The sequence below is a fragment of the Sphingomonas sp. Leaf4 genome (assembly GCF_920939515.1).
GTDB lineage: Bacteria > Pseudomonadota > Alphaproteobacteria > Sphingomonadales > Sphingomonadaceae > Sphingomonas.
In genome coordinates, this window is the sequence record NZ_CAKLBB010000004.1 from 303,267 (window position 1) to 328,874 (window position 25,608).

The 25,608-nt window shown below is 67.7% G+C and carries 21 protein-coding genes; 9 read left to right on the plus strand and 12 right to left on the minus strand.

Going from position 1 to position 25,608, the window contains the following annotated elements; translation table 11 throughout:
- Positions 1-38: 38 nt before the first annotated feature.
- Genes LRA89_RS08020 through LRA89_RS08035 form a run of 4 tightly spaced genes read right to left on the minus strand, consistent with a single transcriptional unit; the run spans position 39 to position 4,814 of the window.
- Entirely contained in the window at positions 39-557 is a 519-nt protein-coding gene (locus tag LRA89_RS08020; protein ID WP_230769726.1) for a GNAT family N-acetyltransferase, read from the minus strand.
- Positions 554-1,921 (minus strand): efflux transporter outer membrane subunit, encoded by a 1,368-nt coding sequence (locus LRA89_RS08025; protein ID WP_230769727.1) that lies wholly within the window; start codon positions 1,919-1,921, stop codon positions 554-556. Before LRA89_RS08025 ends, LRA89_RS08020 begins: the two co-directional genes overlap by 4 nt.
- Complete coding sequence (locus LRA89_RS08030) at positions 1,918-3,066, minus strand: HlyD family secretion protein (RefSeq protein WP_230769728.1); 1,149 nt, start codon at positions 3,064-3,066, stop codon at positions 1,918-1,920. Before LRA89_RS08030 ends, LRA89_RS08025 begins: the two co-directional genes overlap by 4 nt.
- Complete coding sequence (locus LRA89_RS08035) at positions 3,063-4,814, minus strand: MFS transporter (protein WP_230769729.1); 1,752 nt, start codon at positions 4,812-4,814, stop codon at positions 3,063-3,065. Before LRA89_RS08035 ends, LRA89_RS08030 begins: the two co-directional genes overlap by 4 nt.
- 25 nt (positions 4,815-4,839) lie before the next feature.
- On the opposite strand from LRA89_RS08035, the gene LRA89_RS08040 reads away from it, so the two are divergent.
- The 6 genes from LRA89_RS08040 (at position 4,840) to LRA89_RS08065 (ending at position 11,863) form a co-directional block, all read left to right on the plus strand.
- Positions 4,840-6,615 carry a M14 family metallopeptidase gene (locus LRA89_RS08040; RefSeq protein ID WP_230769730.1) on the plus strand — a complete coding sequence of 592 codons (1,776 nt, stop codon included), beginning with the start codon at positions 4,840-4,842 and terminating at the stop codon, positions 6,613-6,615.
- A gap of 49 nt (positions 6,616-6,664) precedes the next feature.
- Positions 6,665-7,375 carry a response regulator gene (locus LRA89_RS08045; RefSeq protein ID WP_056496161.1) on the plus strand — a complete coding sequence of 237 codons (711 nt, stop codon included), beginning with the start codon at positions 6,665-6,667 and terminating at the stop codon, positions 7,373-7,375.
- A gap of 17 nt (positions 7,376-7,392) precedes the next feature.
- A complete protein-coding gene (locus LRA89_RS08050; protein ID WP_055762916.1) occupies positions 7,393-8,709 on the plus strand; it encodes an ATP-binding protein in 1,317 nt (438 codons plus the stop codon).
- 101 nt (positions 8,710-8,810) lie between these two features.
- Positions 8,811-9,506: a carbonic anhydrase gene (locus LRA89_RS08055; protein WP_055762675.1), complete on the plus strand. Its 696-nt coding sequence runs from the start codon at positions 8,811-8,813 to the stop codon at positions 9,504-9,506.
- Between the two features lie 132 nt (positions 9,507-9,638).
- Positions 9,639-11,228, plus strand: a complete 1,590-nt coding sequence (locus LRA89_RS08060) for a SulP family inorganic anion transporter (protein WP_056496158.1) — start codon at positions 9,639-9,641, stop codon at positions 11,226-11,228.
- Positions 11,225-11,863, plus strand: a complete 639-nt coding sequence (locus tag LRA89_RS08065; protein WP_055762681.1) for a carbonic anhydrase — start codon at positions 11,225-11,227, stop codon at positions 11,861-11,863. Before LRA89_RS08060 ends, LRA89_RS08065 begins: the two co-directional genes overlap by 4 nt.
- 38 nt (positions 11,864-11,901) lie before the next feature.
- Here LRA89_RS08065 and LRA89_RS08070 read toward each other — a convergent pair whose 3' ends face one another.
- Positions 11,902-12,705, minus strand: coding sequence for an SDR family NAD(P)-dependent oxidoreductase (locus LRA89_RS08070; protein WP_230769731.1), 804 nt, complete (start codon positions 12,703-12,705; stop codon positions 11,902-11,904).
- Positions 12,706-12,765: 60 nt separating this feature from the next.
- Positions 12,766-14,577 carry a glycoside hydrolase family 15 protein gene (locus LRA89_RS08075; protein ID WP_230769732.1) on the minus strand — a complete coding sequence of 604 codons (1,812 nt, stop codon included), beginning with the start codon at positions 14,575-14,577 and terminating at the stop codon, positions 12,766-12,768.
- A gap of 116 nt (positions 14,578-14,693) precedes the next feature.
- Here LRA89_RS08075 and LRA89_RS08080 point away from each other — a divergent pair, with 116 nt between their 5' ends.
- Positions 14,694-15,824 carry a Gfo/Idh/MocA family protein gene (locus tag LRA89_RS08080; protein WP_230769733.1) on the plus strand — a complete coding sequence of 377 codons (1,131 nt, stop codon included), beginning with the start codon at positions 14,694-14,696 and terminating at the stop codon, positions 15,822-15,824.
- A gap of 122 nt (positions 15,825-15,946) precedes the next feature.
- On the opposite strand, the gene LRA89_RS08085 is transcribed toward LRA89_RS08080, so the two are convergent.
- The 4 genes from LRA89_RS08085 to LRA89_RS08100 are packed head-to-tail and all read right to left on the minus strand — an operon-like array spanning position 15,947 to position 20,577.
- On the minus strand, positions 15,947-16,954 hold the full coding sequence (locus LRA89_RS08085; RefSeq protein ID WP_230769734.1) for a zinc-dependent alcohol dehydrogenase family protein: 1,008 nt from the start codon (positions 16,952-16,954) through the stop codon (positions 15,947-15,949).
- Complete coding sequence (gloA, locus tag LRA89_RS08090) at positions 16,951-17,472, minus strand: lactoylglutathione lyase (protein WP_230769735.1); 522 nt, start codon at positions 17,470-17,472, stop codon at positions 16,951-16,953. The genes LRA89_RS08085 and gloA overlap by 4 nt, the downstream gene beginning before the upstream one ends.
- Before the next feature lie 54 nt (positions 17,473-17,526).
- Positions 17,527-19,605, minus strand: a complete 2,079-nt coding sequence (locus tag LRA89_RS08095; protein ID WP_230769736.1) for an ATP-binding protein — start codon at positions 19,603-19,605, stop codon at positions 17,527-17,529.
- 3 nt (positions 19,606-19,608) lie between these two features.
- Positions 19,609-20,577 carry a glycoside hydrolase family 43 protein gene (locus LRA89_RS08100; protein WP_230769737.1) on the minus strand — a complete coding sequence of 323 codons (969 nt, stop codon included), beginning with the start codon at positions 20,575-20,577 and terminating at the stop codon, positions 19,609-19,611.
- A 74-nt stretch (positions 20,578-20,651) separates the two neighbouring features.
- On the opposite strand from LRA89_RS08100, the gene LRA89_RS08105 reads away from it, so the two are divergent.
- Entirely contained in the window at positions 20,652-23,123 is a 2,472-nt protein-coding gene (locus LRA89_RS08105; RefSeq protein WP_230769738.1) for a M1 family metallopeptidase, read from the plus strand.
- The gene (locus LRA89_RS08110) at positions 23,120-23,605 is read left to right on the plus strand and encodes a DUF6702 family protein (RefSeq protein WP_055762701.1); all 486 of its coding nucleotides are present in this window, start codon (positions 23,120-23,122) and stop codon (positions 23,603-23,605) included. Before LRA89_RS08105 ends, LRA89_RS08110 begins: the two co-directional genes overlap by 4 nt.
- Here LRA89_RS08110 and LRA89_RS08115 read toward each other — a convergent pair.
- Both LRA89_RS08115 and LRA89_RS08120 read right to left on the minus strand, forming a co-directional pair.
- On the minus strand, positions 23,592-24,944 hold the full coding sequence (locus tag LRA89_RS08115; protein ID WP_230769739.1) for a sensor histidine kinase: 1,353 nt from the start codon (positions 24,942-24,944) through the stop codon (positions 23,592-23,594). The genes LRA89_RS08110 and LRA89_RS08115 overlap by 14 nt on opposite strands.
- A complete protein-coding gene (locus tag LRA89_RS08120; protein ID WP_056496135.1) occupies positions 24,941-25,603 on the minus strand; it encodes a response regulator in 663 nt (220 codons plus the stop codon). Before LRA89_RS08120 ends, LRA89_RS08115 begins: the two co-directional genes overlap by 4 nt.
- Positions 25,604-25,608: the final 5 nt, after the last annotated feature.

The window sequence follows — 25,608 nt, forward strand, 5'->3', positions numbered from 1 at the left end:
CCAAGGCCCGTCCGACCCGCCGTCGGACGGGCCTTGTGCTATCTGGCGAGCGCACGGTCGAGCACCACGAAATACAGGTCGCGGGTCCGGGGCAAGCCGAAGCGCGGATCGTCGAGCGGAAACGGCCGCGTCCCGCCGGTGCTGCGATAGCCCTGCCGTTCATACCATGCGATCAGTTCGCCGCGCTGGGCGATGACGGTCATCTCCATCACGCCGGCCCCCTCCTCCGCCGCGGCATGTTCGGCCGCCGCGACCAGCGCGCGCCCGGTGCCGCCGCCCTGCAGGTCCGGCCGGACCGCGAGCATCCCCAGCGCTGCGCGCCCATCCGGCAGAAACGACAGCGCGACGCAGCCGATCATCGCGCCCTCCGCCTCGGCGACCAGCATCCGCCGCGCCGGATCGCCGACCAGTTCGCTCAGCGCGGCGCGATCGGTCCGCTGGCCATCCAGCAGATCGGCCTCGTGCGTCCAGCCGGTGCGGGCCGAGTCGCCCCGGAACGCCGCCTCGACGAGATCATGCAGCGCCGCAATGTCGTCGATCGTCGCGACGCGGATCATGGCACCGCCCCCCATCCACCGCCCATCGCCTGATACAGCGCGACCAATGCGTTCAACCGGTCGGCGCGCACCTGTTCGAGCGACAGTTCGACGCTGAACAGCGCCCGCTGCGCATCCAATTGTTCAAGATACGGGCTGTAGCCGGCGCGGTAGCGGTTGGTCGCGTGGCGCAGCGCCTCGGCGGTGGCGGTGCGCTGCGTCTCCAGCGCGCGGGACTGCGCGGCGAGGCGGTCGACGCCGGCCAGCGCATCCTCCACCTCGCGGAATGCAATCAGCACGGTACGCTGATAGGCGAACGCCGCCTGATCGCGCCGTGCCGCCGCCGCGTCGAGATTGCCGCGTAACTGTCCGCCGCGGAACAGCGGGGCAAGGATGCTCGCCCCGATCGACCAGATACCGACCGGATTGGGCAGCGCGCTCGACAGCACCTCGCCGGTCGATCCGGTCAGACGCAGCGCCGGCAGGAACTGCGCACGCGCCGCCGCCAGACTGGCATCGGTCGCCGCCAGCGCCGCCTCGGCCTGCGCGATGTCGGGCCGGCGGCGCAACAGGTCGGACGGCAGGCCAGCGGGGACGGGTGGCGGCACCAGCCGATCGAGCACCAGCCCGCGCGCGATCAGGCGCGGCGGCGTGGCCGTAAGCAGCGCCAGCGCATCCTCCTGTCGCCGGGCGAGCAGTTCGAGTTGCGGCAGCGTCTGGGTGACGCCGGCATATTCGGCTTCGGCCTGCCGCAGTTCAAGCTGCGAGGTATAGCCCGCCTGCGCCCGCGACCGCGCGATCCGCAACGCTTCGCCGCGCGAGGCGATCGTGGCACGGACCGTCGCGATCCGGGCATCGAGGCCGCGCAACGTCACATAGCCGCTGGCGGTGGCCGCCGCGACCGAGAGCCGCGTCGTATCGGCGGCGGCGGCGGCGGCATCGCCCGACAGGCGCGCGGCGGCGATCTGGTTCGAGATTCGCCCGAACAGATCGACCTCGTACGACGACTGGAACACCGGCTGGAGCGAGGTGCCGGTACTCGCCCGGCCCAGTGCGTTGAGCGCGCGCTGTTCGGTCAGGCCGACGCCGACGTCGAGCGTCGGGAACCGCGCGGCCCGCGCCACCCCTTCCTGCGCGCGTGCTTCCGCCACCCGCGCGGCGGCAATGGCAATGTCGGGATTGTTGGCGAGCGCCGCCGTCACCAGCCGGGTCAGTTCGGGATCGCCGAACCCCTCCCACCAGCGCGCGTCGATCGCGGCCGTGGCCGACAAGGTCGTGCGCCACGCGGGCGGTGCCACCACCCCCGCCCCGGCGGGCGGTGGCCGGTCGGGTGGCGTGCAGCCGGCGAGCGCCAGCATCGCCAGCAGGGGCAGGCGGCGGTTCATCGCACCGCCGGCGATGGACCGCCGCCGGTATCGACCCGGGCCTCCACCGACATGCCAGGGCGCAGCCGCGCGAACAGCGGATCGTTCCGGTCGATCGCGATGCGCACCGGGATCCGCTGCGCGACCTTCACAAAATTGCCGGTGGCGTTATCGGCGCGGATCACCGCGAACTCGTTGGCGGCGGCGGGTGCGATCCGCTCCACCCGCCCGCGCAGTTCGGCGCGATCGAGCGCGTCGACCCGGATCGTTGCGGGCTGTCCGGCGGCCATGCGCGCGGTCTGCGCCTCCTTGAAATTCGCCGTGACCCAGACGGCGGGCGGCACGAGGAACATCAGTTGCGTCCCCGCCGTGACATATTGGCCCAGCCGCACGCCGACCTCGCCCAGCCGGCCGTCCTGCGGCGCGCGGATGACGGTGTTGGCAAGATCGATCTGCGCCAGCCGTACCGTCGCCTGCGCATTCTCGACCGCCGCCTGCAATCCGCCGCGACCCACCTCGACGGTGCGGACCTGTTCCTGCGCGACGCTGCGCTGCGCCTGTGCCTGCGCGACGCCGGCCTGCGCCGCGCGCAGCGCCGCCAGCGTCTGGTCGCGTTCGCGCAGCGACACCGATCCCTCGCGCACCAGATCGTCGACCCGCGCCATGTCCGCCTGCGCCCGCGCCAGTTGCGCCTGCGCGTTCTGGACGGCGGCGGCCTGTCCGCCCAGACTCGCCTCGCTCGACCGCTCGCTCTGGCGCGAATTGGCGAGGTTCGCGCGCTGCGCCGCCAGTTGCGCCAGCGCCTGATCGACCCGCTGGCGATAGATGCGATCGTCGATCCGCGCGAGGACCTGTCCGGCGCGCACCTGTTCGAAATCGCGGACCAGCACGTGCGTCACATACCCGTTCACCTGCGGCGCGATCACCGTCGTCTGGCCGCGGACATAGGCGTTGTCGGTCGCCTGCACCCGGCTGACGAACGGCCACAGCCCCCAGGCATAGAGCGCCAGCGCGACCCCGCCCAGCAATAGTGCGACGAAGCCGAGCGTCGAGCGCAGGCTGCCGCGCGGCGGTGCCCAACCGCGCGCGCGCGCCGGTTCGACGGGGATCTCGACCGGATCGGCGAGGCGTTGCGCGTCTTCGCGCGAGACTTGGGGTTCGCTCATGAGGATTGCTGCTGTCGCATGCGTTGCACCGCCGCCAAATCGGCCGCCAGGGGGTTTTCCCCGCGCAGCCGGAAACGCAGCCATAGCGCGCCGAGCCAGACAACGACCATGGCGGACAGGATAGCGACGGCAAGGAACACGTCGTTGAACGCGAGGATATTGGCCTCGCGCGTCACCTGTTGCGCCAGCAGCGACGTGCCGGTCCCCTGTCGCAGCACCGGATCGCCCTGCACCCGGGCATAGGCCCCGCCCAGTTGCTGGATGCGCTGTGCGACGACCGGATCGGTCAGGGTGAGCGACTGGACCAGCTCGAACGAATGATATTTCTCGCGCACGATCTGGAACGACCCGAGCAGCGCGGTGCCGGCAAGGCCGCCCAGCGTCTGGGTGATGCCGAACAGCGCCGAGAAGCTGACGATATGGGTGGTGCCTCGCGCCAGCGCGCGGAAGATGCCGATCATCAGCATCGGCCCGAGGAAATACAGCGCGGCGAAGGCGATGATCGTTTGGCTGAGATACAGGCTGGAGGGTCGGGTGAGGTTGGTCGAATCCGAATCCATCCACGCGCCGATGCCGATCAGCGCGACCGCGATCACCACCGGCTTGTAGAGATCGGCCATGTTTAGCGTCTTGAGGCCGACGATCAGCCCGGCGATCGACCCCAGCACCATGCACAGGCTGAGTGTCACCAACTGGTCGTTGCCCATGCCGACGACGCTCAGCAGCCCGACCGTTCCATAGGTCTGTTCGGACAACAGGATGCGCAACGACGCCGCGACGATCCCGAAGCGGATGATGTTGCGCCCGAGCATCCAGCGGGTGTTGAGCAGCGGATTGGCGCGATTATGCTCGATCAGCAGCGCCACGCCGATCAGGGGGATCGCGGCGGCGGTGGCATAGCCCAGCCACGGCGTAGACCACCACTGGATACGCCCCTGCACCAGCACCGCGCACAGCAGCGCGACGCCGGGCGCGAACAGCGCGAAGGTGAGGAAATCGATCCGCTCGAACGCCGGGGTGCGTTCGGACGGCGGCAGGCGCAATAGCGCGACTGCCCCCAGACACATCAGCGTCAGCCCCAGTTCGAACCAGAACAGCGCCTCGATCCGCCCGTCGACCAGCAGCAGCGGCGACAGCGTGCGTGCGAGCGGCAGCGCGATCTGCGACGCGGCGAAGCCGATAATCATTCCCGACAGCCGCGCGGCGGCGGGCAGCGCCTGCATGATATACAGGAAGCACAGCGTCGTGAGCGCACTGGCGACGATGCCCGACGCACCGCGCACGATGAGCTGCACGCCGAAGCTGTGAACGATCAACTGGAGCACGTTGAGGACAAGGAACGCGCTGAGGAACACGCGGGTGAAGCGCTGCATCCCGAATTGCTGGCGAAACTTGATGAGCAGCATCGACATGCAGACGCTGGTCATCGACGAGATCGCGGTCAGCCACCCGCCCTGCACCTGACTGAGTCCGAGCGATCCCTGTATCTGCGGCAGGTTGGCGAGCAGCAGCGCATTGCTGAACCCGCCGGTCAGCCCCAGCAGGATGCCGATCGCGAAATAGCCGACTCGCCGCGCGAACGGATGGTCGGGCGTTGCGGGCGATCCGGGCAGAAACGGCCGTTCATGCGGCTTGAATTGATAGGCCGAGGCGATCGCCGTGGCTCCGACTGGTCTGGGGTTCCGGCCGCAATAACTTGTAACAAAAGACTTCGTTCCGCACCGGTAATGGATCGCTGCTGGCGTCACCCGCTGCTTCGGCTACGATCGGTCCATGGTCCGTCTGTTCTGTATCGCGCTGCTCGCCGCATCCACCGCTTCCGCCCAGCCCGCGCTCGAAGCGCCGTTGCCGCCCGTCCGGCCGTGGCATGGCAAAAGCGAGGCGCTGATCGTCAGATCCGGCGACCCGTGGATCACCCCTGCCGAGGCGGCCGCGTTCGACACCACCCCCGATTACGCCGCGACGCGGGGCTGGCTCGACCGGCTGGTGGCGGCATCGCCGCTCCTGTCGATCGAGACGTTTGGCCGGAGCGCGCAGGGGCGCGACCTGTACTATGTCCGCGCGCACAAGGGTGGTCCGACACCCAAGCCGGTCGTGCTGGTGCAGGCCGGCATCCATGCCGGCGAGATCGACGGCAAGGACGCCGGCCTCATGCTGTTGCGCGACATCGCCCTGCGCGGCAAGAATCGCCTGCTCGACAAGGTCGATCTGGTGTTCGTGCCGATCTACAACGTCGACGGGCACGAGCGATCAGGTCCGTGGAACCGCCCGAACCAGCGCGGCCCACGCGATATGGGCTGGCGGACGACCGCGCAGAACCTCAACCTCAACCGCGACTATCTGAAGGCCGATGCACCCGAGACGCGGGCGATGATCGCGCTGATCCGCAGGCTCGATCCGGTCCTCTATCTCGACCTGCACGTCACCGACGGGATCGATCATCGCTACGACGTAACCTATGCCTTTTCCGGCTGGCGCGGCTATGGCGCGCGTTCGGCGGCGGTCGGGCAGGTGCTCGACCGGCAGCTCCGCCCGGCGATGGACGCAGCACTGGTCCGCGCCGGCCATACGCCGGGCTATTACGTCAGCACGATCGACAATCGCGCCCCCGAAAAGGGCATGACCCAGGACGTCGACACGCCGCGCTTCTCGACCGGCTATGGCGACACCGCGCATATCCCGACGCTGCTGGTCGAGACGCATTCGCTCAAACCCTACCGCCAGCGCGTGCTCGGCACCTATGTGTTCGTCGAGGAGGCCCTCCGCTTCGCGGGCGACCGGGGCAGCGACCTGCGCGCGGCGATCGACCGCGATCGTGCCGCGCGGCCGACCACCCTGACCGCGACATGGAAGCCGAACCCGGTGCCGCTCTATTCGGTCGACTTTCTCGGATTGGCGCACGACAGCTATCGCTCGCCCGCCTCCGGTCGCGACGAACTGCGCTGGCTGTCGAGAGCGGTGACGTTCAGGATGCCGGTGTTCGGCAGCCTGCCCGACAAGGTGGTGCAATTGCCGAAGGCATGGTGGGTGCCGGCCACCCTGCCGCATGTCATCGACCTGTTGCGGCTGCACGGCGTAACGATGGAGCCGGTGAACGCGGCCGTCACCCGCACGCTCGACATGGCGCGCGCCACCGATCCCAAACTCGGGTCGGCGAGCGAGGGCCATGTTCCGCTCGACGCCACGATCGTCCATGAGAACCGGCGCGAGACGATGCCCGCCGGATCGGTTCGAGTTCCCGCCGACCAGCCGCTGGGCCTGCTCGCCGCCTATCTCCTCGAACCCGAAAGCGAGGAAGGCGTGCTGGCATGGAACCTAGCGCCGGCCATGCTCCAGCGCACCGAATATATCGAGGGCTATGCCATCGCCCCGCTCGCCGACCGGATGCTAGCGAACGATCCCGCGCTCCGGGCCGCGTTCGAGGCGAAGCTGGCCATCGATCCCGCATTCGCCGCCGATCCGACGGCGCGGCTGCAATGGTTCTATGCCCGCACGCCCTATTACGACGAACGCTATCTACTGTATCCGATCGGGCGCGAGGTGAATTGACCTTGATGGCCCACGTCCCTAGCCCACGCGACATGACGAGTTTGCCCGCATGACCGCCCCGTCCATCATCGTCGTCGAGGACGATCCCGCGCTGCGCACCCTTACCGCCCGCGCGTTGCAGGAAAACGGCTATCTTGTGCGCACCTGCTCCGCCGCGCCCGAGATGTGGCTGGCGCTGGAACAGGGGCCGGTCGACCTGATCCTGCTCGACATCATGCTGCCGGGCACCAGCGGCATCGACCTGTGCCGCCAGATCCGCCAGACGAGCGCGGTGCCGATCATCTTCGTGTCGGCCAAGGGCAGCGAGGTCGATCGCGTCATCGGCCTCGAACTGGGGGCCGACGATTATCTGCCCAAGCCGTTCGGCACGCGCGAGCTGATCGCCCGCGTCCGCGCCGTGCTGCGCCGGGGCGAACTGAACGCGCAGACGACGCAGCGCGAGGAGGGCATCTATACCTTCGAAGGCTGGACCGCGAACCTGCCGCGGCGCGAGCTGACCTCGCCGACCGGGGCGTCGGTCGATTTGACGGGGGCGGAATTCGACCTGCTGGTCGTGCTGCTCGACCATGCCCAGCGGGTGATCGCCCGCGAACGGCTGATCGAGCTGTCGCGCACCCGCCTTGGCGACAGTTCGGACCGCAGCATCGACGTGCTCATCAGCCGGTTGCGCCGCAAGTTGTCGACCGCCGGTGCCACTCCGCCGATCGTGACGGTGCGCGGGGTCGGCTATATGCTGAACGTGCCGGTCGAGCGGCGGTGAAACGCACCCTGCCGGCGATGCCGTTCGGGTTGATCGGGCGGATCGTCGCGATCCTGCTGCTGACGATCGTCATCGAATTCGGCGTCTCGGTCCTGCTCTACGAACGCGCCAGCCAGTTTTCGGTACGCGACGACGAGGCGCGGCGGCTGGCCGAGCATCTGGTGATCGCGCGGCGGATCGTCGACGAACGCGCCATCGCCGAACGGCCGGGGATGGCCGCCGAACTGACCACCGAACGCTACGCCGTCCAGTGGCGGCCGACCCTCCCCGCCCTTCCGGTGCGCGGCACCGAGCTGCGCGAGATGGAGCAGCAGGTGCTGGCGTGGGAACCGACGCTCGCCGACACCGGGCTGCACCTGACGCTGGCATCGCCCGGCGGACGATCGGTCGTCACCGGCGTGCTGCGGCTGGACGACGGAAGCTGGCTGTATTTCCGTACGCTGGAGCCGCTGCGCGCCTTCGATCTGGCGCTCGGGCGCATCCTGCTCGCGCTGATCCCGGCGATCGCGCTGATGGTCGCGGGCGGGCTGCTGATCCGCCGGACGTTGCGGCCGATGCGGCAACTGGCCGATGCGGTCGATCGCTTCGGCGCGGGCGGTGCCGCCGCGCTGCCGCCGGTCGAGGAGGCGGGACCGGGCGAGGTCCGCCGGCTGGTGGTGGCGTTCAACGGATTGCAGGCGCGCATTCACCGGTTGATCGAGGATCGCACCCGCGCGCTGGCGGCGGTCGGCCATGATCTGCGCACCCCGCTCGCCCGGCTGCGGCTGCGCACCGATGCCATTGCCGATCGCCAAGTGCGCACCACGGTGCAGAACGACCTTGCCGAAATGGAGGCGATGGTCCTCTCGCTGCTCGCCTTCCTCGGCGGGGAGGGAGAGCCGGAAAAGCCGACACTGGTCGACATCGCCGTGCTGTGCGCCAGCATCGTTGACGACGCGACCGATCATGGCCATGACGCCAGCTATCACGGCCCCGACCATTGCGAACGGGTTGTGCGCCGGTCCAACTTCCGCCGCGCGGTCATCAATCTGGTCGAGAATGCGATCCATTACGGCGGCAGCGCGCGGCTCACGCTGGTGCGCGACGTGGACGCCACCATTGTCCGGGTCGAGGACGACGGCCCTGGCATCCCCGAGGAATCGCTCGGCCATGTCCTCGAACCGTTCGTCCGGCTGGACACCGCGCGCAAGCGCGACACGGTCGGCTTCGGCCTTGGCCTGTCGATCGTCGCCCGCGCGGTCGAGGCGGAGGGTGGACGGCTCGAACTCGCCAATCGCGACGGGGGCGGGTTGTGCGTTGCGATCGTGCTTCCTGCCGCAGCGCAGCGGCAATAATTCGTTACACGGCCGTCGAACGCAGCAATTATCTTGGCCGTATACGCTGATCCCGACCGGCATGGCTGCGGCCCATGCCCTCTGGATTGGGAACAAGCGATATGAACGACGTCATTGGGCGGGTCTTTGGATTCGAAAAGGACGTGTTCGGCACCGATGCCGACCTTTATTCAAAGCTGGCGACCGATGGGCAGAGCCCCAAGGTGCTGATGATCTCGTGTTCGGATTCGCGCGTCGTTCCCGAACATATCCTCCAGGCGAAGCCGGGCGACGTGTTCGTCATCCGCAACGCCGGCAACATCGTCCCCCCCTTCACCCAGCAGAACGGCGGCACGACCTCCACGGTCGAATATGCGGTCGCGGTGCTCGGCGTCACCGACATCATCGTATCGGGCCATTCGGGCTGCGGCGCGATGGGCGCGCTGATGAAGCCCGAGACGCTGGCAGGCCTGCCGAGCGTCGCGGCGTGGCTGCGCCACAGCCATGCCGCCCATTCGGTCGTGTCGCACAGCTATCCCGATCTTGACGATCAGGCCGCCGTCCGCGCCGCCAGCCTCGAGAACGTCGTGGTGCAGATCTCGCACCTGCGCACCCATCCCGCGGTCGCCTCGCGTATCGCCAAGGGCGATCTGACGCTGCACGGCTGGTTCGTCGACATCCATGCCGGGGTGATCCTCGCGCTCGACGGCGAAACCGGCCGGTTCGCGCCGATCAACGAAGATCGCCCGCTGCCGGTGGCGTTGCCCGCCGCGAAGCGGCTGGCCGCCGATTTCTATACGGCCGAAGCTGCCGAATAAGCCGTTCCCGCATGTCCGGCGGGGCGATTCTTCCCTCCCCCGTCCCGTCGGCCTAGCGGGTTCCGCGCCGGCTATGCTTCCCCCGAGGCATGGCCGGCGCACCCCGTTCAACCACAAGGCATCCCTGCCGCCATGTCGCAACCATCCCTGATCGCCAATCTTCGGCAGGATTTGCCGGCGTCGATCGTCGTCGCGCTCGTCGCGCTGCCCCTCTGCCTCGGCGTCGCGCTGGCGTCGGGCGCGCCGCTGTTTTCCGGGCTGATCTCCGGGATCGTCGGCGGCATCGTCGTCGGTGCGCTGTCGAAATCGCCGTTGTCGGTCAGCGGCCCCGCCGCCGGCCTGACCGTGATCGTGCTCGACGCGATCACCCGCCTCCCCTCGTTCGAGGCATTCCTGCTCGCGGTGATGCTCGCCGGCATCCTCCAGGTGCTGCTGTCCTTTTCACGGTCGGGCGTGCTCGGCGAATTCGTGCCGTCGTCGGTCATCACCGGCATGCTGGCGGCGATCGGCCTGATCCTGATCCTGAAGCAGGTGCCGCACGCGATCGGCTATGACGGCGATCCGGGCGGCGACTTCGCCTTCCGGCAGGACGACGGGCGCAACACCTTCAACACCATCATCTTCGTGCTGCGCGAACAGGTGGTATGGGGCGCGGCGGTCATCGCCGCGATCAGCCTTGCCTTCCTGTTCTGGTGGGAAAAGGCGAAGCCCAGCGACGGTTTCCTGAAATTCATCCCCGGCCCGCTGGTCGTCGTGGTCGGGTCGGTCGCGCTCAACGCGCTGTTCGGGCTGGTCGCGCCGGCGCTGCAGGTCAAGCCGACCCATCTGGTCAGCGTGCCGATCGCCGAGAGCCTTGGCGGGTTCGTCAAGCTGTTCAGCTTCCCCGACTTCGGCCAGATCGGCAATGCGACGGTATGGACCGTGGCGGTCACGCTGGCGATCGTCGCCAGCCTCGAATCGCTGCTGTCGGTCAAGGCGGTGGACGAGATCGACCCCAAGCGTCGCGTGACCGACAAGAACCACGAACTGCTGGCGCAGGGCGGCGGCAACATCATCTCCGGCCTGATCGGCGGCCTGCCGGTCACGTCGGTGATCGTGCGGTCGTCGGCCAACGTCGGTGCCAACGCCGCGTCCAAGATGTCGACGATCCTGCACGGTAGCTGGTTGCTGCTGTCAGTGCTGCTGATCCCGGTGCTGCTCAACCTCATCCCGCTGTCGGCACTGGCGGCGGTGCTGATCCAGACCGGCTACAAGCTGACCAAGCCCGAGCTGTTCGTGAAGCGCTGGAAGCAGGGCTATACCCAGTTCGTGCCGTTCGTCGTGACCGTGGTGGCGATCCTGTTCACCGATCTGCTCAAGGGCATCGTGATCGGTCTCGTCATCGGCTTCGTGTTCGTCATCGCGCGCAATTTCCGCCCGGCGGTGACGTTCGTGCAGGACGGCGAAGGCCCGGGGGCAAGCTGCATGGTGCGCGCCAAGCGCAACCTGTACTTCATCCACAAGGTCGAACTGACCCGCGAACTCGACAAGGTGCCCGACGACTGCACCGTGGTGATCGACCTGTCGGCGACCAGCTATGTCGATCTCGACAATATCGACATCATCAACGGCTTCATCAAGAATGCCCAGTATCGGGGCGTCAACGTGCTGGTCCGCGGCGACATCGGTGAAAAGACCGCGCCGCAGATCAAGGCGCCGCGCAAGGAGGTCGCCTACGCATGAGGGAATACAAACACCTGCTGCTCGCCAACAAGGCATGGGCATCGGAAAAGCTGGAGGAGAACCCCCGGTATTTCACCCGCCAGACGCAAGGCGAACAACCCGATTTCCTGTGGATCGGGCCATCGGACAGCCGCGTCGCGCCCGACCAGTTGACCAACGCCCAGCCGGGCGAGATGCTGATGCACCGCAACATCGCCAATCTGATCGATCCGAACGACCAGAATCTGATGTCGCTGGTACAATATGCGGTCGAAACCGTCGGCGTGCGCCACATCATCGTCTGCGGCCATTACGGCTGCGGCGGCGTCGAGACCGTGCTGTCGGGCGAGGTCGACGGCCATATCGACGACTGGCTCAACATCCTGCGCGACGTGATCCGCGACCACCGCGATGAACTCGACGGCCTGCCCGCCGGCGAGTTGCGCAGCAACCGGCTGGTCGAACTGAACGTCCGCGACCAGTTGGTGAAGCTGGCCCGGACCGACGTGATCCAGAACGCCTTCGCTTCGGGCAAGCCGCTCGAACTGCACGGCTGGATCTACGATCTGCGCGACGGGCTGCTCAAGCCGCTGATGGAGATCGACGCGACGACGCCGCTGGCGGCGGTGCCGGTGCCGGAAAAGGTGCTGACCTAAGCGAACGGCTCCCCCCTCCCGGGGGGAGCCGCTCCGGTTCAGCCCGCCATCGTCATCACCGCGCCCGAATCGACGCGGATGTTGGCACCGTTGATGAAGCTTGCCGGTCCCGAACACAGGAACACGATCGCGGCGGCCACTTCCTCCGCCTTGCCGCGGCGCTTGAGCACCATGCCGGGGCGTTCTTCCTTCAGGAAACTCTTGATCGCCGAGTCCATGTCGGTGCCGAGTTCCCCGGCGCGCTTCTCCATCATCGCGTCGGTCATCGGCGTTTCGATGAAGGCGGGCGACACGCTGTTCACCAGGACATTGTCGCAGCCATAGGCCTTGGACAGTCCTTTCGTCAGGTTCAGCAGCCCGGCCTTGGACGCGCAATAGGCAAGCTCGTCGACATAGGGCTGCACCGCATCCTCGGACGCGATCAGCACGATACGCCCGCCGCCCGCCTTGCGCATCGCCGGAATTGCCTCGCGCGCGACACGGACCGCGCCCATCAGGTTGATTTCCAGCGTTTCGGCCCAGCCGGCATCGTCGACCTCGAGGAAATCGCCGGTCGCCCCGGTCACGCCGGCCGCATTGACCACGATCTCCGGATCGCCGAGCAACTCGCGCACCTTGGCGAACAGCGCCTGCACGTCGGCCAGCTTGGTAACGTCGGCCGGCACCGCGACCACCTCGCCATATTGCTTCAAGCCTTCGAGCGTGGATTCGATGTCACCGCCGGGTCGGTCGCTGATCGCGACCCGCACGCCTTCCTCCAGCAGCATGCGCGCGGTTTCCCGGCCGATCCCGCTGTCCGATCCCGTCACCAACGCGATCTTTCCATCAAGCCCGAAGTTCATCCTGTCTCTCCAATCCAGCAACACCGGACGGCCAAGCTCTTGAAATGACGCGGAGTTCCGTCACAATTGCGTACCGTTCAGCGTGGCGATCGCCTGGATCAGCGCTAAGTGGCTCAAACCTTGCGGCAAATTGCCGAGATACTCGTGCGTCTTCGGATCGATCATTTCCGGCAGGATGCCGACGCCGTCCGCCAGTCCCGCCATCGCCGCGTCGAACGCCGCCGCCGCGCGGTCGTGCTGCCCAAGGATCGCCCGCGCCTCGACCATCCAGAAGGTACAGGCGAGGAAACAGCCTTCTTCCTTGTCCATGCCGGTGTAGCGATAGTGATAGGCCCCCGCGCCAAGCTCGCGGTCGATCGCGTCGAGCGTGCGCGCCAGCCGGTCCTGCCCGTCGAAGCGGAACCGCACCGCCAGCGCCAGCGACGCATCGAGGCCGTCCGCGCCCGGATAGCAGAGATAGGCACCACGTTCCTCCGACCAGCAATGCTCGCCGATCCAGTCCATGATCCGGTCGCGCTCGCGCGCCCAGCGGTCGCGGCAGGTGGTGGGAAGCTGCCCGGCATCGGCCAGTTCGACGGCGCGCTCCAGCGCTTGCCAGCAACTGATCTTCGACATGGTGTAATGCTGGACCTCTTCCAGCTCCCAGATGCCGGCATCCTTCTGCCGCCAGCGATCGGCGCATTGGTCGGCAAGGTGCGACAGCGTCTCGGCACTGGTGGAGTCGAGGATGTTGCCACAAGCGACGAAGCGTTCGGCCGTCTCGAAGATGTCGCCATAGATGCCGTGCTGGTGCTGGTTGGTGGCGAGATTGCCCGCGACCACCGGCTGCGACCCGCGATAGCCGGGCAGGTCGACCCGTCGTTCGTCGGGCACCCGGTCGCCGGCCAGCGTGTAACAGACGCGCGGGGCACCCTCGCCCAGCCGCTTGAGCAGCCAGGTGAACCCCGCCTTCGCCTCGCCCAGCGCACCGATCCGCAGAAACGCCTTGATCGTATAGCCGGCATCGCGAATCCAGGCGTAGCGATAGTCCCAGTTCTTGTTGCCGCCGATCCGCTCGGGCAGCGACGTCGTCGCGGCGGCGACGATCGCGCCCGATGGCGAATAGAGCAGCAGTTTCAACGCCAGCGCGCTGCGGATCGCGGTCGCACGGTGATCGCCGACACAGTGGAGCCGCTGCGTCCAGTCGCGCCATTCCTTGTCGGACAGGTCGATGCGTTCGTCGACCGCTTCGATCGTCGGCACCACCAGCGGCTCGTCCGCGCCGGCGACGATGCCAATCGTCGCGCGCTCGCCCGGCCCCACCGCGATCCACCCGTCGATACCCTCGTCGCCCTGCCGCTCGATGGCAACATTGTCCGAACATCGCACCAGCCCCAGCACCGCGCCGACATGGAACACGTCGTGCCCGCCCGCGCGGGCGAAATACGGGCTGACGGTATCGGCCCGCCGCCCGAAGCGCAGCGTCAGCGTGAAGGCGACGCGCCCGTCGAGCCCCTCGACCCGGCGAGCGAGTTCAGCCCATGGTAGTCGCCCGGCGGTGCCACTGTTCAGGCTCTCGACCAGCTTGGCGCGCCCGGTGGCGGTGGTGAAGATCGTCTCCAGCACGTTGCTGTCGTCGCGATAGCGTTGTTCGCTGGTGAATGGTTCGGCCGGGGTGATCGCGAAATAGCCGCCCTGCCCCGCATCGAGCAGCCGGTCGAACAGCGGTGGCGAATCCATGTTGGGCACGCACCACCAGTCGATCGATCCGTCCGCGCCCGACAGCACCACCGCCCGCCCGTCGCCCAATGCGCCGTAGCGGGCAAGCGGCAGATAGCCGTCGGTATCGCGCAGCGAGGCGGGAGCGGGGGCGGACGAGGATCGCAGCAGCATGCGCCCGATAACCCGTGATGGCGCGCAAATGTCCGTGATCGCAGGGAGACAGCGGCGGCGACGTGCGTTTGCTGGCGACCCCCTCCCCTGAAAACGATAGTTCGGAGAACCGCCGCATGAGCCTCGCTTCCGCCCTGGGCCTTGGCAAGAAGGTCCGCTACGCCGTCGTCGGTGCTGGCGACATCACCCAGCGTTCGATGCTGCCCGGCATCAAACACACCGGCAATTCGAAGCTCGTTACCGTCGTCACCGGCGATGCCGACAAGGCAGCGGCGCTGGCCGAACTGTACGGCCTCGATCGCACCTATAGCTATGACGAATATCACGAACTGCTGGCATCGGGCACGATCGACGCGGTGTATCTCGGCACGCCCAACTGGCGGCACGCCGAATTCGCGGTGCCGGCACTGGCCGCGGGCATCCATGTGCTGTGCGAAAAGCCGTTGGAAATCTCGACCGAACAGGGCCGCGCGATCCTCGCGGCGCAACAGGCGTCGTCGGCGAAGCTGATGACCGCCTATCGTCTGCATTTCGAACCCGGCACGCTGTCGGCGATCGACAAGGTGCGCGACGGCAAGCTGGGCGATCTCGTCACCTTTACCGCGACGTTCAGCCAGTCGCTCGACCCCGAGAACCACCGCGCCAGCCACGGCATCGTCGCGGGTCCGCTGTTCGACATGGGGCCGTATCCGATCAACGCGATCCGCTACCTGTTCGGCGAGGAACCGGTCGCGGTCGAATCGGCGGTGGCGACCCGGCAGGCGAAGGCGGGCTTCGGCGATCTCGACGATACGTTCGCGGTCGTGCTGCGGATGCCCGGCGACCGGCTGGCAAGCTTCACCGTCAGCTATTATGCCGGCAACGTCGATCACCTGACGATCTGCGGCGCCAAGGGCAGCATCCATATCGATCCCGCCTTCGGCTATGGTGACACCCAGCATCAGACGATCACAATCGGCACCGAAAAGTCCGAAGAGAAGTTCAAGCCGACCGACCAGTTCGGCGGCGAGATGAAATATTTCTCCGACTGCATCCTGAACGGCGACGATCCCGAACCCGATGCCGAGGAGGGTCTGGCCGATCTGCGCGTCATCGAAGGCATCGTCGAGGCGCTAAGGACCGGTCGCCGCGTCGACCTGCCGCCGTTCGAGCGCAAGCGGCGGATCAACACCGCGACGCAGAAGCAGACGCTGTCGCCGGTGACGCCGCCCGAAACGGTAAAGGCCAAGACGCCGAGTGGTCAGTAAGCCTCTTTGCCCCTCCCTGGAAGGGAGGGGTTGGGGTGGGTCGGCCCGTGAGGGAATGGAGCGCCAGCCCCGAACCTACCCACCCCCGGCCCCTCCCTTGTCAGGGAGGGGAGATCATCCCGCTACCACTCCACCCCGATCTTGCCGAAATGGTCGCCGCCTTCCTGAAACCGGAACGCCTCGGCCAGTTCGGTGAGCGGAAACCGCCGGTCGATCACCGGGCGAATACCGGTCGCATCGAGCGCGCGGACGAAATCCTGTTGCGCGCGCCGGCTGCCGACGATCAGCCCCTGCAACCGCGCCTGTTTCGCCATCAGCGCCGCCGTCGGCACCTCGCCGCCGCGTCCGGTCAACACCCCGATCAGCGAAATATGCCCACCGACCCGCACCGCCGCGATCGACTGGGCGAGCGTGGCCGGGCCGCCGACCTCGACCACATGATCGACGCCCCGCCCGTCCGCCCATGCGGCGACGGTCGCGCCCCAGTCCTGATCGTTGCGATAATTGACGGTGAAGTCCGCGCCGAGGTCGCGCGCCCGCGCCAGCTTCTCGTCGCTCGACGAGGTGATGGCGACCACCGCCCCCATCGCCTTGGCGATCTGCAACGCCCAGATCGAGACGCCACCGGTGCCGAGCAGCAGCACCCGGTCGCCCGCCTTCAATCCGCCATCGACCACCAGCGCGCGCCACGCGGTCAGGCCGGCGGTGGTGATCGTCGCCGCCTCGACCGCGTCCCAGCCCTTGGGCGCATGGGTGAAGGCGGTGGCGGGCAGCACCACCGTTCCTTGCGCGAATCCGTCGATGCCGTCGCCCGGCGTCCGCGCGAAATCGCCGATGGTCGGCGCGCCATCCTGCCAGTCGGGGAAGAAGCACGAGACGACGGCGTCACCGACCGCGAAGTCGGTGACGCCCTCGCCCACCGCCTCGACCACGCCCGCCCCGTCCGCCATCGGCACGCGGCCGTCGGCGGCGGGCGATGTGCCGCTGGCGACGATATAGTCGTGGAAGTTGAGCGAACTACCATGCAGCGCGACGCGGATCTCGCCCGGCCCCGGCTGTCCCGGATCGGCGCGCTCGACCCATTCCAGCCGGTCGAGGCCACCGGGCGCGCGCAGGGTCATCGCCTTCATGCCGCATCCTCCGCCTGAACGACGGCATCGGTCATGCCGTTCGGCGACAGGATTTCGATCCAATAGCCATCGGGATCGGCGATGAAGGCGATGTCCTTCATCTTGCCCTCGTCGGGCCGCTTGACGAACGATACGCCCAGTTCCTCGAACCGCGCGCAGGCGACGACGACGTCGGGCACCGAAATGCCGATATGGCCGAAGCCGCGCGGATCGGCATTGCCATTGTGATAGCCGGCGAAGTCGGGATCATCCTCGGTACCCCAATTATGGGTCAGTTCCAGCGTCGTCTCGCGCGTGAACAGGAAGCGGGCGCGTTCCGCCGGATCGGCGGGAATCGCCTCACCGTCCTTGAGATAGGCGAGGAAATAGAGCGAGAACGCCATCTCCTCGAAATCCAGCTTCTGGATCAACGTCATGCCCAGCACGTCCTGATAGAAGGACAGGCTGGCGCTAGGGTCGCGCACGCGCAGCATCGTCTGGTTGAGGACGAAGCCCCTGGTGCCGTCGGGTCGGGTCATCGAAACGCTCCTGTGCGATTGGAGCGGCTCGAACGCGGCAACGGTGCGTGCGGTTCAGCCGCCCAGCGCGGCGATGGCGCGGGCCAGCTCGGCTTCGCGGAACGGCTTGGTCAGGCGCGGCAGGTCGGCGGGCAGCCCGTCGACCTCGGCATAGCCCGACACGATCAGCACGGCGACGCCCGGCATGCGGTCGCGCACCATTCGCGCCAGCCACGCGCCCGACGGGCCGGGCATCAGGTGATCGGTCACGACCAGATCGAACCGGCGGGTGTTCAGCACCCGCTCCGCCTCGGTCGCGCTGTCGACCTCGACCGTATCATAGCCAAGGTTCTGGAGCATGACGGCAGTGGTCATTCGCACCAGCGGTTCGTCGTCGACCACCAGCGCGCGGCCCCGGAATTGCAGCGGATCGGCATCCTCGCCACCGCTGTTCTCCACCACCGCCGCCGCGCTGACCGGCAACCACAGGTCGATGCGCGTGCCGACCCCCGGCGCGCTGACGATCGCCATCGTGCCGCCCAGTTGCAGCGCGAGGCCATGGACCATCGACAGGCCAAGCCCGGTGCCCTTGCCGATCCCCTTGGTCGAAAAGAACGGCTCGATCGCGCGGGCGGCGATGTCGGCGGTCATGCCGGTGCCGGTATCGATCACCGACAGGCGGACATAGCGCCCGGCACTCACCCCGGCATCGCGCGCCTCGGCCGCGTCGGGCAGGTCGGCGGCAATGGTGATCCGCCCGCCTTCCGGCATCGCGTCGCGCGCGTTCACGCACAGGTTCAAAACAGCCATTTCCAACTGGTTGGCATCGGCCAGCGCGGGCGGAAGGTCAGCGGACACCATGGTGGTCAGCGCCGTCTGCGGCCCGATGGTGCTGCCGATCAGATCGGCCATCCCGCCGATCAGCACCGACAGGTCGACGGCGCCACGCTGCAACGGTTGCCGCCGCGCGAACGCCAGCAGCCGCTGGACCAGCGTCCGCGCGCGCTCGGCCGATTGCAACGCGCCGTCGATCAGCCGCAGTTCGCGCGGTGACAGGCCGGCGCGCCGCTGGAGCAGGTCGAGGCTGCCGAGGATCGGGGTCAGCAGATTGTTGAAGTCGTGCGCGACGCCGCCGGTCAACTGGCCCATCGCCTCCATCTTCTGCGCCTGTCGCAGCGCGTCCTGCGCCTCGCGCAGGTCGGCCTCGGCGCGCAGCCGGTCGGTCACGTCGGTGACGAACTGGAACGCGCCGATCCGGTTGCCGGCATCGTCGTACAGCCGGTTGAACTTCATCTCATACGCGCGGCGGGCATGACCACGGCCGGTGTCGCCGAACACCTCGATCGCGGTGAATTCCTCGCCCGCCAGCGCCCGGTCCCAGACCGATCGCACCAACGCCATCTGTTCGGGCTGATCGGCGATCAGCGCGAGCAGATTGTCGCCGACGCGCGGCCGCACACCGAACACCCGCTCGAACTCGGTCACGCCGGCACCGTTGAGCGCCAGCCAGCGATAGTCGAGGTCGAGGACGTTGACCGTCGCATCGGTCGTCTCGAGAATGCCGGCCAGAATGTTGCGTTCGGCGGTGCGTTCGGCGACGCGCGCTTCCAGCGTGTGGTTCAGTTCGCGCAGATCGTTCAGCGCGGTCGTCAGTTCGGCCTGGCTACGCTTCAACGCCGCGTCGGACAGCACGCGCGACGTCGTCTCGTTGGTGAAGATGAACAGCCCGGCAATCGCGCCGTCACGGTCGAGGATGCGCGAATAGGAAAAGCTCCACCACGTATCCGCCGCGCCGCGATCGGTATCCAGCTTCCACGGCACGTCGACATAGCGCGGGCTGGTTCCGGCATAGGCCGCCGCGATGATCGGCATCGCCTGTTCCAGCCCGTCGGCCCAGACCCGATCGAACCGCTCGCCCATCGCCCAGTCGAGCCGTGGCCCCAGCAGCGGAAAATAGGCTTCGTTGAAGAAGAAGGTAAGCTCCGGCCCCCAGCACAGGATCATCGATTCGGGCGAATTGACGACGAGGCTGAGCGCGCTGCACAGCGCGTCGGGCCAGGTTTCGGGCGGCCCCAGCACATGATCCGACCAGTCGCGTGCGCGAATCATGTCGCTCGCCCGGCCACCGCCGTTCAGGAACGGAGCAATCGTCATCGCCTATGCCACCGGTCCTGCCGCAAGCCCTTCGACCAGCGCGCGCGGTACGCGCACCAGCGATCCGTGGCGTGCCCCCTTGGGCATCGTCAGCCGCGCGGTCACGTCGCGCCATTCGCGGAAGTCGCGCGTCGCCGCCGCGCCCCAATGACCGTCGCGATACACGTCCCAGTAACAGATCGTCTCCCCGCCCACCTGCGCGGTCATCGGTCCTTCGACCCACGACGGCGTGAAGGCTGCCCCAAGCGGCGCGAACGGCCCGGTCGGGGTGGCGGCACGCGCGACTTGGAGATACTTGCGCGGCGGCTGTACCGTCTCGTCCTTGACGATCAGATGGAGGCTGCCGTCGCCCCCCCGCGCGAACGTCCCGTCGATCACGCTGAACCCCGGATCGTACAGCACCTTGGGCGGGCCGAACGTCACGAAATCGCGCGTCGTCACATACCATAGCCGGTGGTTGTAGCCCGACTCCGACGTACCATCGGTTTCGGGAAACCGTCCGCGCACCGTGCTCGACCAGAAGACGACATACACACGCCGCCGCGCGTCCCAGATCGCCTCGGGTGCCCAGCAGTTGCGGGTGCCCGCCACCCCGGCCATCACCGGCAACGCGCGCTGCGGCGTCCAGTGGCGCAGGTCGCGGCTGGTAGCGTGACCGATCGTCACCCCGTCCCATGCGGTGGTCCACAGCAGGTGCCATGGCGCGTTGCGTCCCTCGCCCCGGAACAGGAACGGATCGCGCATCAGTTTCGCTTCGCCGACCATGGGTTTGAGAAAATTCCGCCCCCCGGCCAGTTCGCGAAAGGCGAAACCGTCGTCGCTCAGCGCCAGCTTCAACCCCGTCGCCTCGCCGCGTCCGGTGCCGAAATAGGCGAACAGCAACGGATCGCCCTGCCATGCCAAGGCAGAGGCACGCCCACCGATCAGGGGAAGCGCCAGCCCGGCGAGGGCCGTCCGCCGATTGAGCATCATCGCCTTTCGCTCCCAGAGCGTTGATTCCATGGGTCGCTTGCCGCATGGGCGCGGCGACTGCAACCATTGGCGCGATGATCGGCAATCGACGGTTGACGTATCCGGTATCCGCAGCGACGATCACCGCCGACCCGCTGCGAAAGAACCGTCCGTTGCTCAAGACCTCCGCTTCCCGCCTCGCGCTCGGCCTCCTGCTGCTGGCCGCGCCGCCAGCATTCGCCGATCCGATCCGCCAGACCAAGGGCGACTGGCAGGACAAGTTCCGCCAACTGGAGGGCGAGGACTGGCCGACCCCAACCGACTATCGCGGCGCATCGGGGGCGCCGGGCCATCGCTACTGGCAGCAGAAGGTCGATTACGACGTCCGCGTCGCGCTGAACGAAGCGACCAAGGTCGTGACCGGCAGCGAGACGATCCGCTATCGCAACAACTCGCCCGACGCGCTGCCCTATCTATGGCTGCTGCTCGACCAGAACGACTACAAGCGCAGTTCGATCGCGCAGATGAGCCAGACGGTGGCGGATACCGCGACGATCAGCATCGGCGACATCAACCGCGCCAAACGGATGCAGGACTGGGAGGGCGGCTTCACCATCGCCGCCGTGCGCGGCCCCGACGGCCAGCCGCTGGCCCACCGCGTTACCGACAGCCTGCTGCGCATCGAACTGCCCGCCCCGGTCGCGGGCAACGGCGGCGAAGTCACGATCAGCATCGACTGGTCGTTCCCGATGGCCGAACAGAAGGTCGTCGACGGCCGGTCGGGCTATGAATGTTTCACCGATCCCGGACAGGACGGTAATTGCATCTTCGAGGGCGCACAGTGGTTCCCGCGCCTTGCGGTCTATTCGGATTACGAAGGCTGGCATAACAAGGCGTTTCTGGGCGCGGGCGAATTCACGCTCGAATTCGGCGACTATCGCGTCGCGCTGACCGTGCCCGCCGACCATGTCGTCTCGGCGACCGGCGTGCTCCAGAACCCCGATCAGGTGCTGACCCCTGCGCAGCGCCAGCGGCTGGAGACGGCGAAGACCGCCAGCAGCCCGACCTATATCGTCACCCCCGAGGAAGCGGTCGCTGCCGAACGCGGCCGCGCATCGGGCAGCAAAACATGGACCTTCGCCGCGCAGAACGTCCGCGATTTCGGCTGGGCGTCGTCGCGCAAATTCGCATGGGACGCGATGGGCGTTCGGCAGGACTATGCCGCGAACCCGCATGTCATAGCGATGTCGTTCTACCCCAAGGAAGCACGTCCGTTGTGGGACGCCTATTCGACCAAGGCGATCGCCCACACCATCGACGTCTATGGGAAATTCGCCTTCCCCTACCCTTATCCCGTGGCGCAATCGGTCAACGGACCCGTAGGCGGCATGGAATATCCGATGATTACCTTCAACGGTCCCCGGCCGGTGAAGGACGCCAAGACCGGGGCGCTGACCTATACCGAACGCGCCAAGACCGGGCTGATCGGCGTGGTGATCCACGAGGTCGGCCACGACTGGTTCCCGATGATCGTCAACAGCGACGAACGCCAGTGGACGTGGATGGACGAGGGGCTGAACACCTTCCTCCAGTTCCAGGCCGAAAAGCTGTGGGACAAGGACTTCCCGTCACGGCGGGGCGAGCCGAAGGACATCGCCGAGTACATGCTGTCGGATAATCAGGTCCCGCTGATGACCCAGTCCGATTCGGTCCTGCAATTCGGCGCCAACGGCTATGGCAAGCCGGCGACCGCGCTCACCATCCTGCGTGAGACGGTGCTGGGCCGCGACCTGTTCGATCGGGCGTTCCGCGAATATGCCAACCGCTGGCGGTTCAAGCGGCCGACGCCCTACGACTTCTTCCGCACGATGGAGGAAAGCTCAGGGGTAGATCTCGACTGGTTCTGGCGCGGCTGGTTCTATTCGACCGACCATGTCGATGTCGCACTGACCAACGTCGTGCAGGGCCGTGTCGCCGGCGGCGACCTGCCGGCGACCGAGCGGCAACGCCGCGCGATCCGCGATGGGGACAATGTCTCGCTGACCGTTCAGCGCAACGCCGGGCAGCGCACCGTGACCGAGCGCGATCCGGCGACCCGCGACTTTTACGACCAGACCGACCGGCTGGCGGTCAGCCCGCAGCAGCGCCGCGATCTCGCCGAAAAGCTGCAAGGGCTTACCCCGCAGCAGCGCGCCGCGTTCGCCGTCACCGACAATTTCTACCGCTTCACCTTCCGCAACATCGGTGGGCTGGTGATGCCGGTGCCGCTGAAGCTGACGTTCAGCGACGGATCGACCGAGATCGCCCGCATCCCCGCCGAGGTCTGGCGCTACGATCCCAAACAGGTGACGTGGCAATATGTGACGCCAAAGACCGTCACGGCGGCGGAGATCGACCCGCTGCTGGAAATCGCCGATGCCGACCGGTCGAATAACGCATGGCGCGGCAGCATCCGCCCGGTGGTGCTGGAGATCGAGGATATTGACGAACTGGAAAACCGGATGAAGGACTTCGACGTGCAGGTGAAGCCGGGATCGGTGCGCACCTATCCGGCGGCGGCGAAGTGAGGCGTTGGGCGGCACTCGCGCTGGGGCTAGGGCTGGCGATCGTCGCTCCGGCGCAAGCGCATCGCGGGCATGATTCGCTCGCGGTGGTGACGCTCGCCGATGGCAGCGTCACCGTGTCGCACCGGTTCGAGGCGCATGACATCGAACCGGCACTGGCGAAGATCGCGCCGGCCGCGCAGACCAGCCTCGACGATCCGGCGGCGCTGGCGGCACTGGAAGCCTATGTGCTGCGGCGCTTCACGCTGACGATCGACGGCAAGCCGGTGGCGCTGACCCACGTCAAAACCGACCTGTCACACGCCGAGGTGCGGATCGAGTATCGCGGCCGTGCGCCGAAGCGGGCGAAGGTCGTCGCCGTCCGGTCGAGCGTGCTGAGCGACGTCTACCGCGCGCAGGTCAATCAGGTGAATGTGCGGCGCGGGACGGTGGTGAAATCGCTGACGCTGCGCGGCGGGGCCGCCGGCAGCGTCACGCTCGGCTGACCAGCGGCAGGGTGACGGTGGCGGCCAGTCCGCCGCCCGGTGCCTCGCCCAGCGTCAGCGCGCCGCCATAGAGCGTCGCCAGATCGCGAACGATCGTCAGGCCGAAGCCATGCCCGTCGCCGCGTTCGTCCAGCCGGATGCCGGGATCGGTCGCACGGGCACGGTCGGCGGCGGGAATGCCGGGGCCGTCGTCGGTGACGGTCAGCGCCGCCATCGCTCCATCGCGTGCCGCCGATACCCGGACGATCGAGCGGGCATGGCGCGCGGCATTGTCGATCAGATTGCCCGCCAGTTCGTCGAGATCGGCGGCATCGACCGCGACGATCAGGTCGGGAACGGTCGCTTCGATGGTGACGGCCGATCCCCGGTGCAGCGCCTCGACCGCCACTATCAGTCCCTCGATCGCTGGACAGAGTGGCGTCGCGCCACGCCGGTCGACCATGCCGTCGCGCGCGCGGGCAAGGTGGTGGCGGATCGTCGCATCGATCCGCGCCACCTGCGCGCCCCGCGGATCGCCGTGGAGGTCGAGCGCCAGCGTCGCCACCGGGGTCTTGAGCGCATGGGCGAGGTTCGCCGCCGAGCCCCGCGCGGTTGCCAGCGCGGCGGCATTGTCGCGGATCAGCGCGTTCAGTTCGATCGCCAGCGGGCGGAGTTCGTCGGGCTGGTTCTCGGGCACGCCCTCCGCCGCCCCCTGCCGAATCGCCGCCACCCGGTCGCGCAGCAGCCGCAACGGACGCAGGCCATAGCGAAGCTGCACCAGTGTCGCCGTCGCCAGCACGATCGCGACGATCATCAACGTCGCGATCAGCGGCAGCATCGCTAAGCGCAGCGGCGCATCGATCTGCCAACGGGGGACGGCCACCGCCACGCGGACCGGCCCGGCGGTGGTCGCGATCGTATCGGTCAGGCCATGGGCGCGCGTGCCATCGACCAATTCGGCCTCGAACGGCTGCATCCCGGGGTCGTCGCGTCCCGGCAGCGGCGGATGCCGGCGGCCGCGTTCCGCCGGTGCGATCCGGTCGCTATCGCGGCGCACGATATCGCCGGGCAGGGTCCCGCTCCCGATCGTACCGGCCGGTGCGTCGATCCGCCACGCGGTATCGGCGGCGAAGGCACGCTCGACCGATGCCCGGTCGAGCAACGCCTGATCGATCGTTCCGTCGGGCCGCACCACCGCCCCAGCCAGCCGCAGCTTGTCGCTTAGCCGCTCGTCGATGTTGCGCGTCACGAAATGTTCGAGCACCCCGCCGATCGCGAACCCCGCCACCGGCAGCGCGACCAATGTCGTCACCGCCGACAGCGCCAGCATGCGGCCATGGATCGAACGCGGCAGCCTCATGTCCCGGCGGTGAGGCGATAGCCGCGCCCGCGCACCGTCTCGATCAGCGACGCGCCGATCTTCTTGCGCAACCGCCCGATGATGACCTCAAGGCTGTTCGAATCGACGTCGGCATCGCCTTCATAGACCCGCTCCATCAGGTCGAGCCGCTCGATCACCGCTTCCTTGGCAAGCATCAGCGCCGACAGGACACGATATTCGAGCGCGGTGAGCCGAAGCGGCAGCCCGTCCAGTTCGAACACCCCGGTCTGGCTCTCGAACGCGAGTGGCCCGCAGGTCAGCCGGGTGGCGCCATGCCCGGCGGCGCGGCGAACCAGCGCGCGCAGTCGCATCATCAGTTCCTCGATACGGAACGGCTTGGTCAGGAAATCGTCGGCACCGGCCTTGAACCCGGCGACCTTGTCCGACCAGCCATCGCGCGCGGTCAGGATCAGCACCGGCAGGGTACGGCCGCCCTCGCGCCATGCGCGCAATACCTGTGTGCCCTCGCGGTCGGGCAGGCCGAGGTCGAGCACTGCCACGTCATAGCGTTCGGTATCGCCCAGATGCTGCGCGTCGATGCCGCTTGGCACCAGATCGACCGCGCATTGCTCCGCGCGCAGTGCCCGCTGGATCGCGGGGCCGAGATCGGGATCGTCTTCCACCAACAGGATACGCATGGGCC